The organism is Micromonospora sp. NPDC051196, from assembly GCF_040682415.1.
Classification (GTDB): domain Bacteria; phylum Actinomycetota; class Actinomycetes; order Mycobacteriales; family Micromonosporaceae; genus Micromonospora.
The window spans coordinates 1-13558 of record NZ_JBFBAY010000022.1 but is presented as its reverse complement, the minus strand read 5'-3'; the positions used below and the strand labels follow the sequence as shown (position 1 = coordinate 13558).

10 protein-coding genes and 1 pseudogene are annotated in these 13558 nt (G+C 66.7%); 9 read left to right on the top strand and 2 right to left on the bottom strand.

Annotation, left to right across the window (positions count from 1 at the left end; all coding sequences use genetic code 11):
- Nucleotides 1-130: 130 nt before the first annotated feature.
- The 3 genes and pseudogenes from AB0M35_RS26720 to AB0M35_RS26710 all read left to right on the top strand — a co-directional run bounded on the left by AB0M35_RS26720 (nucleotide 131) and on the right by AB0M35_RS26710 (nucleotide 2685).
- A complete protein-coding gene (locus AB0M35_RS26720) occupies nucleotides 131-1090 on the top strand; it encodes a tyrosine-type recombinase/integrase (RefSeq protein ID WP_363748727.1) in 960 nt (319 codons plus the stop codon).
- Between the two features lie 489 nt (nucleotides 1091-1579).
- Nucleotides 1580-1666 (top strand): annotated as a pseudogene (locus AB0M35_RS26715) (IS5/IS1182 family transposase); the annotation flags it as partial.
- Between the two features lie 539 nt (nucleotides 1667-2205).
- Complete coding sequence (locus AB0M35_RS26710; protein ID WP_363748726.1) at nucleotides 2206-2685, top strand: hypothetical protein; 480 nt, start codon at nucleotides 2206-2208, stop codon at nucleotides 2683-2685.
- Between the two features lie 230 nt (nucleotides 2686-2915).
- Here the strand turns inward: AB0M35_RS26710 and AB0M35_RS26705 are convergent, their stop codons facing one another.
- A complete protein-coding gene (locus tag AB0M35_RS26705) occupies nucleotides 2916-3452 on the bottom strand; it encodes a transposase (protein ID WP_363748725.1) in 537 nt (178 codons plus the stop codon).
- A 152-nt stretch (nucleotides 3453-3604) separates the two neighbouring features.
- Between AB0M35_RS26705 and AB0M35_RS26700 the strand changes: the two genes are divergently transcribed.
- From AB0M35_RS26700 to AB0M35_RS26675, 6 genes are all read left to right on the top strand, one after another.
- A complete protein-coding gene (locus AB0M35_RS26700; RefSeq protein WP_363748724.1) occupies nucleotides 3605-3949 on the top strand; it encodes a hypothetical protein in 345 nt (114 codons plus the stop codon).
- 107 nt (nucleotides 3950-4056) lie between these two features.
- Nucleotides 4057-5535 (top strand): NF041680 family putative transposase, encoded by a 1479-nt coding sequence (locus tag AB0M35_RS26695; RefSeq protein ID WP_363748723.1) that lies wholly within the window; start codon nucleotides 4057-4059, stop codon nucleotides 5533-5535.
- Between the two features lie 101 nt (nucleotides 5536-5636).
- Nucleotides 5637-6764, top strand: a complete 1128-nt coding sequence (locus AB0M35_RS26690) for a hypothetical protein (protein ID WP_363748721.1) — start codon at nucleotides 5637-5639, stop codon at nucleotides 6762-6764.
- On the top strand, nucleotides 6761-7918 hold the full coding sequence (locus tag AB0M35_RS26685) for a caspase family protein (RefSeq protein WP_363748720.1): 1158 nt from the start codon (nucleotides 6761-6763) through the stop codon (nucleotides 7916-7918). Before AB0M35_RS26690 ends, AB0M35_RS26685 begins: the two co-directional genes overlap by 4 nt.
- Complete coding sequence (locus AB0M35_RS26680; RefSeq protein ID WP_363748718.1) at nucleotides 7915-10257, top strand: hypothetical protein; 2343 nt, start codon at nucleotides 7915-7917, stop codon at nucleotides 10255-10257. The genes AB0M35_RS26685 and AB0M35_RS26680 overlap by 4 nt, the downstream gene beginning before the upstream one ends.
- 130 nt (nucleotides 10258-10387) lie before the next feature.
- Entirely contained in the window at nucleotides 10388-11050 is a 663-nt protein-coding gene (locus tag AB0M35_RS26675) for a response regulator transcription factor (RefSeq protein WP_363748770.1), read from the top strand.
- 675 nt (nucleotides 11051-11725) lie between these two features.
- On the opposite strand, the gene AB0M35_RS26670 is transcribed toward AB0M35_RS26675, so the two are convergent.
- Nucleotides 11726-12262 carry an HNH endonuclease signature motif containing protein gene (locus AB0M35_RS26670; RefSeq protein ID WP_363748717.1) on the bottom strand — a complete coding sequence of 179 codons (537 nt, stop codon included), beginning with the start codon at nucleotides 12260-12262 and terminating at the stop codon, nucleotides 11726-11728.
- Nucleotides 12263-13558 lie beyond the last annotated feature (1296 nt).

Genomic DNA, 13558 nt, shown 5'->3' with positions numbered 1-13558 from the left:
GAATCCGGCCGTCCCGACAGCGAGAGGGTTTCCGCAGGTCAGAGACTTGCGGGAGCCCTCTTTTCATTGCTTGACATGGATGCCTGGTCTAGCACGCCGCTGTTGGACTCCTTGACTCGGGCAGGTTGTCATGTCACTACTGGATCTTCAAAAACTCACCGTCGGGCTCTCCCGGACCTGGGCCGGGTTCCTCCGGGACTGGGACCGGTCGCTGCGGGCCGGGAACTATCCGGAGACGACCCGCTACAACTATCTGTTGGCCGCCGCCCAGCTTGGCCGCTATCTGGGGGAGTACTCGCCGGATCCGGACGCCGTGGACGCGGCCGAGGATCCGTGTGCGGTGACGCGGGGGCATGTGGAGGCGTTCCAGGGTTGGATGATTGAGACTAGGTCCGCGTCGACGGCGTTGAACAAGCACAAGGGACTGCAGCAGTTCTTCAAGTGGCTGCTCGTCGATGAGGAGGTCATCGACCGGTCACCGATGGAGCGGGTGCGGCAGCCGAAGACGCCCCGCAAGTTGATCCCGGTCATGCGGAATGAGGACACGAGCAAGTTGCTCGACGCGTGCAAGGGCAAGGGGTTCGCGAACCTGCGTGATGAGGCGTTGATCCGGCTGTACTGCAACACCGGGGCGCGGCTGTCGGAGGTCGGTAATCTTCTGGTCGCTGACGTCGATCTGAACACGGAGTCGGTGCACTTTCACGGCAAGGGTGCGAAGGATCGGCGGGTGCGGTTCGGGCCCAAGACGGCCCGGGCGTTGTCGCGGTATCTGCGGGCCCGGGACAAGCACAAGGGCGCCGCCCTGCCGAACCTGTGGCTGGCCGAACGAGGCGCCGCGCCGTTGAGTCCGAACGGCATCAAGATCCTGCTCAAACGGTTGGGTGCGGCGGCCGGGGTGGCGGACGTGCACGCGCACCGGTGGCGGCACAGCTTCGCCCACGAGTGGAAACGCGCCGGCGGCGACACCGGGGATCTGATGTTGCTGCTCGGATGGACCTCGGAGGACATGCCTCGCCACTACGGCGCCAGCGCCGCAGCCGAACGGGCACAGGAGACACAGGCACGCCTGGGTATCGGCGAACGCGTATAGGCGGGTCGGCTGGCGCGGTCACACACGCGGGGCCGGGTGTGACCGCGCCGTCACGGGTAGGCTGCGTCGACGTCGATCCGGTTGACCACTCTGACCCCCACCGTCCAGCTCACGACACGCTCGTAAACCCTCTTGACGGAATACGCGGCTGCTGACTCGTCAACCAGAATGACCGCGACCGATAAGCCCCGGGCGGGCGCGCGTCAGACGGACTTGCCCGCGTGCTGGAAGGGGACCCGACAGCGATGCGGGCTATCGCCCGTCCACCCGGTGTTCGATTCCCCCTCGGACACCAATTTGCAGCATCCATGCTGTGTTTCGCGTACTGGTGGTCAAGCGCGCTTGACCACGCAAATCTCATTGAACCTTTTCCAACCTGGCCCTACAACCCAGGGTAATGCGGCGAGCCCAGATATCGATGAAGGCGGGGCTCCAGGTAAGACAGCAGTCGACCAAGATCCAATGCCCTGACCGGGAGCCTCACCTGCGCTGTCTTACCCCTCCACGATTCCGCTGTCCAGCCGCACGCTGAACCACCTCGCCGACCGCATCCGAGCGCACCGCAACCTGCGCCGAACACGAACCGTGGTTCCGGCCGACAGCACGATGGGCTCGAGATGGACGATCGGCCGCATGTGCTCCGCTCGTGTCAGCGGCGCACTGCCAGGAGGCCAAGCGCTGCATGATTTGTGTACCTGGAAGGTCATCGAGTGTGGTCGGCAATGAGGAATTGGGCCATCGCCAGCAATAGAGCGACAGTGCCGCCAAAGGCGCCCCCGCCAGCGATGATCGCTAGGGGCACCGGCATGCCGCCGGCGGCTGACAAGAAGCCAGTGACGGAGCCGACGGGAACCGCGGCGAGCAGGATGATGGCGGTCCAGACGGCGCGCGCCGGGTCGGGAGGCCCGGGTCGTCGTGTTGACGGCGTAGAGGCGACAGGAACTGCCGGAATCGGCCGGGGCAAGGTTCTTCTACTCGACACACGGCCAACGTTCGCCGACCTCAAGCGATGGGGCAACGTGGTGGACGCGTTTCGCCCCACGTATCGATTCCGAGCGGCTGACCAGCGCGAACTCGAAATTCCTCGGTCAGGAAAAACCTGACAAAATCAGAGCATGGCGCGGACTTACAGGAACACCTTGAAGGCGCACGCGCATGCGCTGTCCAGCCTTGGCGCGGCGTTGACCGATCTTGCTCACGAGCACAGAGTGGCTGCGAGTGCGATGGAGCAGCAACCGCCGCAGGGCCCACGGGGAGACAGCGATTTCGCCGATTGGATCGCGGCCGCAGCCGAAATTTCGGCTGCGGCCGAGCGGCTACTTGAGTTGGAAGTAGAGCTGGCCCGCCACCATGGCACGACCTGGGAACAGGTTGCCGATGCACTCGGGGTCACTCGCCAGTCGGCCTGGGAACGGTTTCGCAGCCACTCGCGTTGGGATCGCACCCACAGGCTTTCGCGGCTGCGGCGTGTACGCCGTGCCGCTTTGTTCCGGCGGATGGCGTTCGGCCAAAGCGAGGATTTCGTAGCCGCCCTGCGACAGATGATGCGAGCCGGTCACGCCTCATCCGAGCGCCAGTCACCTCCTGGTGCTTGATCAAGACGAGCCCCGCGGCTCCTAGAGTGCAGGGGCGGCGTGGCCAGCCAATCTCAAACGTTCTCTACCGCCATGCGCTACGCGAGGGGACTGCCGGTCGGTCTCGTCAGCGGTAGATTGGGTGCATGACCACCTACCTGGTGCATGGATGCTGGACGTGGGGGTTCAAGTCGCCCCTCGGACAGAGATCTTCCGCATCGATGCGCACTTTGAGTGCGCATGCGCTGATGCTATAACCTGCTGTGCCGCGTCGGGCGGGCGAGTGCGCTGGCCGTCCGGAGACAGGTCAGAGTTCGTGCAGGAATTTTCCGGATGGCCTTCTCTGATCTTCTGCAGCGCTGGCCCGAACCCCACGCCCCGCCCCGCGCGTCACACCTGCCTGAGTGAGGTGACCCGGTGTCAAGTCCCGAAGGACGACCAGGGCCAGGCACACACCGTTTCACCCGGTTCCGACGATCCCGAGGCAGCACGAAATCCGCTACAGATCTTGAATCGCTTACGCATCGACCCCGGACCGATCGCCGACAACCGTTACGAACGTTGGTCCGCCGGCCGGTCGCCTCGTCGACACCTGCTTCGTCCAGGTGCGCATCCAACTCCGCATCAAGCGCTGATTCCAGGACCGTGCGGGTGATCCCCGCCAGGAGCCCACCCGGGCCGACCAACGAGACTCCATCGGCCTTGGCCCGCTCGACCAACTGCTGCGCAAACTCCACCTCCGCCGCCGACGGCTGCGGAAGCGGAGCAGCGTTCTTCTTGTCTGCCATGACGTGGTCCTTCCTGGACAGGATCAACGTCCTGTCCAACGGACCACACCCAGGTCAAACACGGAAATCTACGCAGTCCCCCCTCCGTCACCACCGAATGTGAGACAGGGCCCAAATAACGGCTGATCGACCGATCAAGGGAGAGACGCCAGATGACGACCGAGATCACCTCGGGGCAGGAGCCGGCCGCCAGGCTGGCGGATGCGGTCACGGACGAGCAGTTGATCGCGATGCTGGTCGATCGGGCTCGCGGAGACGGGCTGAAGCTGACCGGTGAGGGTGGGCTGCTGCAGCAGCTCACGAAGCCATCCCGTGGCATGACCTACGGTCAGCGCTTCCGTCTGGCGGCCGGGCTAGCCGCCGCGCCGCGCCGCCAGCACATTGACCGACACCGCCTCCGGCATCGCCAACCTCCACAACAGCATCCTCAATGGGATGACGCCAGCACCGTTGCCGGGCAACGCGTTCAACGAAATACGAGACATACTCTAGCTTGATCTTTAACCTGGGGTTGGTTCGTATCGACCCTGGCTGATCATGGCCGCAGCCCTTGGTTGATCATTCTTCTTGTCGAGGGAAGAAGATCAGGACCAAGGGCTGCGGGATGATCAGTGTGCATGACGCCGGGCGTGAGAGCGCGGTGGGGGACCTCGCGACGTTCCGTAGGGAACTGCATCGTTGTCTGAGTGCCCGAGCGGATGCGTTGTTCGAGTTGGCTGACGCGGTGTTGTGCGCGGATGGGCCGGTGCGGTCGTTGCCGGCGTTGTCTCTGGTGGCGGAGCATCGCCGAGGTCACGGCGCGTTGTACGACGCTCTTGGCGCCGGTCGGATTGATGTGCAACGGCTGCGGACGGTGGTGGCGTCGACGCCGATACCGCGGGCCGCCGATGGGCGGATCGTTCTGGCGGTGGATGTGACCTGTTGGCTGCGGCCGGAAGCGCACACCGTGCCGGAGCGGATCCTGTGTCACACCTACGGTCGTGGCAAGGACCAGCACATCGGGGTGCCGGGCTGGCCGTACTCGTTCGTGGTCGCCTTGGAGGCCGGGCGTAGTTCGTGGACCGCCCCGCTGGACGCCATCCGCCTCGTCCCGGGTACGGACCTGGCCGCGGCCACCGCCGGGCAGGTGCGTGACGTCCTCGGGCGTCTGATCGCCGCCGGGCACTGGCGGCCCGGCGACCTGGAGATCTGGGTGGTCATGGACGCCGGCTACGACGGGGCCCGGCTGGCCTGGCTGCTACGAGACCTGCCGGTCCGGATTCTGGCCCGGATGCGCTCGGACCGGGTCCTGCGTCGCGCCCCGCGACCGTGGACGCCCGGCCCCAAGTGCGGCCGGCCACCACGACACGGCAGCGAGTTCATCTTTGGTGACCCGACCAGCTGGGAAACCCCGGACGTCACCACCGTGACCGAGACCCGGCTCTACGGCACGGCGACCGCGCGTGCCTGGTATCGGTTGCATCCACGCCTGACCCGCCGCGCCGCCTGGGCCGACTGCCCCGAACTGCCCATCCTGGAAGGCACCGTCATGCGTCTCGACGTGCAACGACTCCCCTCCGGCGCGACCGCGAAACCGGTGTGGCTCTGGTGGTCCGCCGGTGCAGACCCGGCCGGTGACCCGGACGCCGCGATGGTGAACCGGCTGTGGCAGGCGTTCCTGCGTCGCTTCGACATCGAGCACACATTCCGGCTGCTCAAGCAGACCCTCGGCTGGACCGTGCCGAAACTACGCGACCCGCACGCGGCAGACAGATGGACCTGGCTGATCATCGCTGCCCACACCCAACTCCGGCTGGCCCGGCCCCTCGCCGCCGACCTGCGCCACCCGTGGGAACGACCAGCCCCACCCGACCGGCTCACCCCGGCCCGCGTCCGCCGCGGATTTCGTCACCTCCGCCCGACGACCGCCTGCCCCGCCAGTGCACCGAAACCCACCCGGCCAGGCCCTGGACGGCCACCCGGACGACCCAACCGCCATCCCACCCGCCGCCACGACGTCCACATCGTCATCAGCAGCGACACCACAAGCCAGAAAACCCGCAAGAAGAAATCGACGAATCCCCGACCACGCCGCACAGGTTAAAGATCAAGCTAGTCCACGAGGTGGACAATAGGCGATTGGCGGAAAATTCTCGCCCAGTCGGGGATGCACGAACGCCGTGCCGTCCCGTAAGACTGGTGCGTGTGGCGCTGGTGTTCGTGCACGGGATCGGCAATCGTGACGGTCGGGCTTACGGCAAAAAGGTGGAACTTCGGGACGCCCTGTTCCAACGGTTCCTATTGGCCCGGGCGGTGCCTGAATTGTCCGGGTCGGAGATCCGTAATCCTCTCTGGGGTGAGCTGGGTACGGCTGTCGGGTGGTCGCCGGCCACTCTGCCCACTGGCCGCAACGGTGAACGGCTCGGCGGTGCCGACCCCGTTGTAGCCGATCTGGTCGCCGTCGCCGATCCCAGCGGGTCGGGGATGCCGCTCGTCGAGGCCGCCCGCACCGACCTACGCGACGCGGTCGACCTTCTCTATTCATTCTTGAACTTGCGCGGGCGTGACGCCGCCGAGATCGAGGAACTCGCAGACCAAGCCGTGGCGCTGGCCGACTGGTGCGAGGGCGCCGACCTCGACGTTGCCACCGTCGATGACGACCGGGAGCTCGTCGAGTTGCTGGTTTGGCGGACTGCGCCGGTGATGGTGCCGGCCCCGGGTATGGAGACCCTCGGTCCCGGGCGGCAAGTGCGTGTGGCGGCGCGCGCGGCGCTGATTGCTGCTGTGGACGAGTATCGCCGAAGCACTGTCGGTTCACCCACACGACACATGGCGGCGGCGCTGCGCCGGCTCATGGGCCGCCCGGCATCACTGCTGATCGGCGATGTCCTGGTCTACCTCGCGAGTCGGGGCACCCCGGAACGACCGGGCCAGATCGTCTCGTTGGTCACGCGAGATCTGGAGGAGGCCAGCCGCGACGGACCGCTCGTCGTGGTTGCGCACAGCATGGGCGGCAACATCGTGTATGACGTGCTCAGTCACTTTCGTCCTGACCTTGAAGTGGACACTCTCGTAACGGTCGGCACCCAGGTTGGCTTCTTCGAAGAGCTGAGGTTGTTCCCGGCAGCACGGGCCGGCCGGCCCGCGAACGTGCGGCGGTGGATCAATGTGGTCGATCGCGGCGACCCGCTCTCCTACACAGCGGCTCCGGTGCTCGACGGCGTCACTGACTATGAGTATTCAACCGACGCGCTCTGGGCGCACGGTGCGTACTTCCGGCAGCCCACCTTCCACGCCCGGCTGGCCGCCAGAGTGCGGGAGGCACGCTCGTGACAGAGATCGTTGTCGACGACGGCATGGGGCCGCGGTTGCACGCCTTCGTCGTCGGCGTCGGCGCGTATCCCTATTGCGACGACCCGGCCGACGACGGTGCGGCCGGGCGAGTGCTCGGTGAGCTCGGCTCGGTGACGAGCCCGCCACCGTCGGCCGCAGCCGTGGCCGAATGGCTTCTGCACGCCCCGCGTGGTATCGACGATCCGCCGGTCGGCACGGTTGAGGTGTTGATCTCGTCGATTGCTGAGGTCTCGCTGCACCTCGGCCACGGTGCCCGGCAAAGCGTCGCCCGGGCGGTCTTCGATGAGTTCAAGGCAGCGTTTCGGCGATGGCGCCGCCGGTGCGATAGCCACCGCGACAACATCGCCCTGTTTTACTTCTGTGGACACGGCTGGGAACTCGACGGTCAGCTCCTGCTTCTCGAGGACCTGGGTCGCGACCCGGACGCACTGCTGGAGAACTGCGTCGAGCTCAGCGAGATCCGCATGATCATGCAGCACTGCCGCGCCCGAACCCAGCTCTACTTCGTCGACGCCTGCCGTCAGATGCCGCCCGACTTCGCGCAGCTGACCTCGGCGACACGTACTCTCATGGATCATCCCCGGCAGGTCCGCCTCCCGCTGCCGCCACTCGATGCCCCGGTCTACTTCTCCACCGCGCGCCGCTTCGAAGCCCAGGCCAGACAGGGCGCAGTCACCCCGTTCACCGCCGCCGTTCTACGCACCCTTGACGGCTTGGGGGCGCACCCCTCCGGCGCGAACGGCTGGACCATCGCCACCGACCGCTTCGGCCCACACCTGCGCGACGTGATTATCTGGGACAACCCAGACACCAACCGGCTGTCCTGCCTCACCGTCGAGGGCGAGCAAAGCGGTGTGAGCGTGTTACGCACCCTAGCCGGGCCACCGCTCGTGCCGTTCCGGCTGACCTGCGAGCCGGCCCACGCGCTGCCCGCCGCCGAAGTGTCCATCCGGTCCTTCCCGCATAATGCGGGTAGTCCGATGACGGTAAACGATGGTCGGGGTGAGGTCGAGGCGGGCGTCTATCACGTGGAACTCGGCTTCCCAGACGGCGTCGGCTTCCGCAAGGCGTCCGCATTCGCCGAAGTGCTGCCACCGAACCGGACCTTCCACACCGAGGTGGAGCAGGCATGACGACCCCCGACGCCGGCCTGCGGGTCCTCTGCCGCAATCCTGAGGCCGCGACCGGCGAGGTGATCGGCATTTTCGAGATCCTGAACGTGGGGCTGCGGGTGATCGCTTCCGGCACGCTACTCAACGCCTCCACGACGCCGATCGAACCGCTTCACGCCGGTCGCTACATCGTGCGCGCCAGCTTGCTTGACGGCCGCCGGATCTCGGCGCCCATCGAGCTCCCGCCCGGCGAGGAGCCGGTCCTCGCGGTCATCGACATCACCGCGACCGGCGACAATCCGCTGAACGGGGACGGGTGGATAGCCGGCTGGATCTTCGGCCAGGAGTTCACCCCGACGCCAGCGACCCGCCTTAGCATGCCGTCCGACACGACCGTAGCCGTCGCACGCGACCGGCTTGGCGACGGCACCGCAGTAGTCGTCCAGTGGACGGTGTCGCCCCAGCCACCGCAGTTCACCGTGGCCGCCGCAGACCTGCCGCTGCGATTCGTCGGCGACGGGTCCGGCATCGGACTAGTTCCCGCGTCCGGGCACGCCCGCGCCCTGCTGACGTTCCTGCAGGCTGGTGACCTACCCGCGGCGCAGATCCTGGCGGCGCAGGCGCGGGCGCCGGACGCGGCGCCCGACCCTGCTACCGCGATCGCCGTCGGGTACACCTTGCTGCGGTGCGGCGATCCAGGGCTAGGTCGCTGGGCCCGCGACCTCGTAGTGGCACAGCCGCGCTCGTTCGATGCGCACCTGATCCACGCCTCGGCGCTCATGCGGGACCCGCAGGGGTGGCCGAAGGCCCGCACGACGCTGCTGGCCGCCACCCGGCTCGGCCTGCCGATGGTCCCAGCCGGCCTGCGATTGCTCGACGACGCGCTGCGGCTGCTGATCCAGGGCACCGACGACACGGAGTTAGCCGCAGCCCGGCAGCAGTTCGTGCCCTATCTGCGAGCCGGGCTCACTGGCCTGCTAACGACATTCCGAGGAACCGCGCCCGATGCGCCTGCGGCGGAGCCGGTACGGGTCCGGCTGCCGGAGCACGCGCGTCGCCTGGTACTCAACCGCCTCACTCCATCGCTGCGGCCGATGCGCACCCGACCGGCACTGAAGCAGACCGCGTCGAGCACCATGGAGATCGGCGACCGGAAGCGCGCGATCCTCGGACCCTACGAACTCCCACTCGTCCCGGCCGGTCCGGGCGCTGCCACCTTGACTCTGCCGTTGGAGTTCGCCGCGGCGGTCGGTTCCGGCTCGGTTGGCTCGGTCGGCCTGAGTACCGGCCAGCTCATCGTCATGATTTCCAACGTCACCGTGCCGGACGATCTGGACATCCGGGTCACTCCCGGAGGCTCGCGCGAATCCGTTGCGCTCACTCGTCGAGGGACGGTGCTGATGGGGGCGATGTCCTGGCTAAAGGCCGGCCTGCCCGCCATCATCAGATTGTCCGGCTACGACGGGGGCCCACCCACGGGTCGCCCCACGCGGCTCCTGAGGGAGTCGGCGCACGCCAGTGCCTCCGTGCGCCGCCGAGCCATGGTCGAAGAGGCGGAACGTCTGTCCGGTGTCGATATTGGCGCGGCAGACGCCTCCGCCCGATTTGGTGAGCTCGCCGAACAGTGGCTGGCGCTGCGCGACACCGAGACAGGTCCCGACCGGGTGCTGTGGCGCCGCTTCGTTGATGCCCGGCAGCGCTTCGACCGCCGGCACAGTCCCCGCCTAATGATCGACGCGCGGCCGGTGACCCGACCCGAGCAAGCCGAGGACATCCCCGGCGACGGGCTTGATGGGCTGTCGATTCAGCAGGCCGAACTCCGCCTACGGGACCTCCTCGAACTCAGCGGCTTCCGCGGACCGCTGTGGGACACCGTCGCGGCCGCCGCCACGTCCTACTGCCTGGCCACCGTCACCGCCTGGCTGACCGCCATGCACGTGCCCCGGCCGTGCGAGCTGGACCGACGTGCCTGGGCACAGCTGGAAAAGCCGTGGGCGCGCGCCGACGCGCTGCGGGTCGCCGGCCAGGTGGCCTCGAACGCCGTCGCACACTTCCGTGACCGGCGGCTAGCCTGGGGAAGCTGGCGAATCGAGGACGGAACGTCGCTCGTCACAGAGCTGCTCGACGCCTGCGCCGTAGCCCTGCCGCAGGCTCTCCGCGCCTCAGCGACCCGGCGCGTTCCGGCCCCTCACGGCACGCGGATGCGGCGGCCGGACGACGGCGATCCGGTGCCGCAGTCGGCAGCGATCCTGCGGACGGCCGGATACAGTCGGGTCGAGGTGGCAGAGGTGCTGGGACTGAGCGGGCCGGAGGCGGTTACACGGGCCGTCAAGCGGTACCGAAGGAGCCAGGATGTATGACAGCCACGCCGCCCGCCTGGTCGAGCAGACCTCGCTCGGCCGGCTCGGCGCCCACCGGCTCCGCGAGCGGGCGAACCGGAAGGAGACGAGCCCGGAGACCAAGCGGGCCGTCAAGCGAGTCGAGAGGCGGCTGCCGAACGCCTGGGTCGGCGCAACCAGCGTCCTGCTTGTCGACGATCACGACCTGATCCGCAAAGGACTGCGGCACGCCTTCGAGTCGGACCGGCAGTTCAGCGTCGTCGGCGAAGCTACCACGGCGGCGGACGCGATACGCCAGACAGGGGTCCACCAACCCGACGTGATCATCATGGATTTACGCCTTCCCGACGGCAGCGGACTGCAGGCAACCCGGGCGATCCGGCAAGTATTCGACAGCACCGGCATCGTCGTCCTCACCATGTATGCCGGTGACGACCAGCTGTTCGGCTCGCTCGAGGCCGGAGCAAGCGCCTTCGTACCCAAGACCTCGCCGGCCGACGAGGTATTGGCCGCAGCCCGCCACGCGGCCTCGAGTCCCTCCGCGTTCACCGCGGCAGACCTGGCCGAGGCGATGAAGCGACGGCTGACCCCGGGCGGCCCGCAGCTCTCGCCGCGGGAGGGGCAGGTGCTCCGGCTGCTCGCCGACGGAATGAGCATCGCCGGGATCGCCAAGCACCTCTTCGTCTCGGAGTCCACTGCGAAAACCCACATCAGCAAGCTTTACGAAAAGCTCAGCGCGGCCAACCGCGCGCAGGCGCTGATGACCGCGCTGCGGCTCGGGCTGCTCGAAGCGCCAGACGTGCCGAAGTTCTGATACCCAGCGCACCGCGATGCCGGGGACACCGAGCCCGATCAGCTGCAATCAGCTGAGTGGGATGGCACCGACCAAGCACAGTCCGCGTTGGTGTTCGGCTTGTGTCGATCCGGACACTTAAGCTCCTCGACCGGTCACCGATCGACACGGCGGGTACTACTTGCGGCTTTCGGCGGCGGCATGGAGGCTATGGGGACTCTAAAGGTTGCGCCGACGGAGGGAGTAGAAGTGGCGGCTGCGGGGACAGCCTTGAGGAAGCTTCGGCTCTGCGGTATGAGCCACCTGGCTATGCCAAGCAGGGTGCACGACGGACTACCTTCCAGTCAGCGCTTGAACAATGTGAGCAGTTTCTGACAGCAGCTAGCGGAGCTGGCTATGCCACACGGCCTGTGCAGCTGTTCTACGCTCTGTCTCAGGCAGGTCGTGCCATCGTAGCCGCCTCATCGCGGATCGGAAACCAATCATGGAGGGTGAGTGGACACGGCTTATCCGCGAAGACAGATACTTCGCTTGCGGCGGACGTCAGCGTTACCGCTGCCAACTCCGGCCTATTTCCCACAGTCGCCTCGGCGCTAGGAATCGAAGCCTTGGTGGCTTGCGGCTGAGTTGGCAGTGGCCTTGGCCTAGAGGCTGTCCGGAAGCTGTGCGGTCTGTGCTGCCAGGCGAGTAGGCCCGCTAGGAGATTTCAGGCTCAGCCGCGGATTCAACAACCTCGGCGTTCCTCCATTTTTCGACGAAGCTACGGCCAGCATCGGTGAGCGCGAATTTCACAGCCTGCGGGACACCCATGATCTCCAACTGCGGCCCGTTATCAGCAAGGCGGGTGAGAAGCCCGTCGCGAAGTAGGTACATCAGGAGGATGTCGAAGGTGCCAGGGAACTGAATGTAGCCATTGAGCTGGCCTGACGTGGCGAAGAGTTCAAGCACACGCCGCTCGACCTCGCCGTAACGGTTGTTCAAAACGGCGAGGTTCGCTTTGTACTGATGCAAAGACTTGCGGTCAATCTGCCCGGCCGTCTTACGAGCATGACAGTTCGCGCACAGCACGATCATGTTCGCGAAATCGTGGCGCTGGACCTTCGCCCAGTCCTCGATGTGCTCTAGCTGAAGCGGGGTAGGTTGCCTACACGTTGGGATCGCACACCGATGCCCCGCCTCAACAAGAAGATCCCTGCGCAACTGCGCTGGGACGGCAGGCCGTCCTTCCGCCATCAACAACTCCGATCCTTGGTGCGGCACCACCCAGAGACATGGCCCGGGTCGCTTGTCATTCGAGCGCATCGTAGGAGTGCCCTACGACAAGGCTTGGCTAGCCCTGACTGTGTGCTCCGACCCCAAGCATGGGGGCCAGGCGGGGACCACACGTTGTGCGCGATGGTGCGCGGCACGGCGTTGACCGCACGGCCTGATCTTGGGGATAGCGTGCGTGACGTGCGTGGACGTGTGGCGAATCGTCCTGGGGTCAAGGGGTCGTCGGTTCGAATCCGGCCGTCCCGACGCAGGTCAGAGGGCTGATCCGGATATCGGGTCGGCCCTTTTCTGCGTTCTGGGGACCACGCCGGTCAAGTACGCCGCCCGGCAGCGCTCCTTGACCGCTGGTCAAGTTTCAACGACTGGTCTCTGCCTGCCGAGTTGTTCTCTCGGGGTATCAAGGCGGCCCGCAAGCGGGCCGCGCCGGCCGGCCCCGGCCTGCTGGCGACCTCCGGCCGGCATCGGCCGGGCCGGCCGGCCACGCTGGGCGAACACAAAACCTTGAAGACCTCGGGGCTCCGCCCCGAACCCCGGCCCTCCTCAGAGATGCCGCCGCAGATCACCTCGCCGGGCACCACAAGGGCTACAAGCCTCCCCGGACGGGGCCAAGGTCGTTCGTCCAGTAGGGCGCTCCACCTTGTCCCCGCCCGGGGAGGCTGGACGGTCTGACGACTGCCCGACGAGGAGATCCGCTCTTAGCACTACCGCTGCTGTCCTGATCGACGCTCGTCAGCGTCCCGGATTGCGTGCCGGACGGCAAGGCGGATGACCCAGTAGAGGGCGACGAACCCGACCGCATAGATGACAAGGGCACCGATGGGGACGGCAAGGGAGCCGATTTGCAGGACGTCAGACATAGCCGCTAACGATAGGACTTGCCGCGAGAGTCTGCGCATCCAACCGTGCACGGGCGTCCGGACCTGCCAGGCGAGCGGTCCGCATCTAGTCCGCAAGAGGCTGGCGGACGGCAGGAGAGTGCTGTGAGATGCCGAGAGGTGTATGTGCTGCTAGGCCGTGTCTTCAAGGGATCTTCGTGTCGGATGATGTAGCGCGTGGGTCGTCGCTACGAGTTGTCTGACGTCGAGTGGGAAGCGCTGTCGCGGTATCTGCCATCGGTGGTGACCGGTGGTCGGCCTCGGGTCGATGACCGGCGGGTGCTCATTGAGCCATTCCGCGCAAGCGGGAGGTAGCAGAAAGTAGCCGGCCGGTATGCCCGGAAGGTGCGGGACGCGCCAGTTCTGGGTGGGGTACGTAGAA

Coding starts and splice junctions, on each gene's coding strand:
- AB0M35_RS26680 (WP_363748718.1), top strand. CDS start 7,915: ATGACGACCCCCGACGCCGGCCTGCGGGTCCTCTGCCGCAATCCTGAG.
- AB0M35_RS26710 (WP_363748726.1), top strand. CDS start 2,206: ATGGCGCGGACTTACAGGAACACCTTGAAGGCGCACGCGCATGCGCTG.
- AB0M35_RS26700 (WP_363748724.1), top strand. CDS start 3,605: ATGACGACCGAGATCACCTCGGGGCAGGAGCCGGCCGCCAGGCTGGCG.
- AB0M35_RS26670 (WP_363748717.1), bottom strand. CDS start 12,262: ATGGCGGAAGGACGGCCTGCCGTCCCAGCGCAGTTGCGCAGGGATCTT.
- AB0M35_RS26720 (WP_363748727.1), top strand. CDS start 131: ATGTCACTACTGGATCTTCAAAAACTCACCGTCGGGCTCTCCCGGACC.
- AB0M35_RS26695 (WP_363748723.1), top strand. CDS start 4,057: ATGATCAGTGTGCATGACGCCGGGCGTGAGAGCGCGGTGGGGGACCTC.
- AB0M35_RS26705 (WP_363748725.1), bottom strand. CDS start 3,452: ATGGCAGACAAGAAGAACGCTGCTCCGCTTCCGCAGCCGTCGGCGGCG.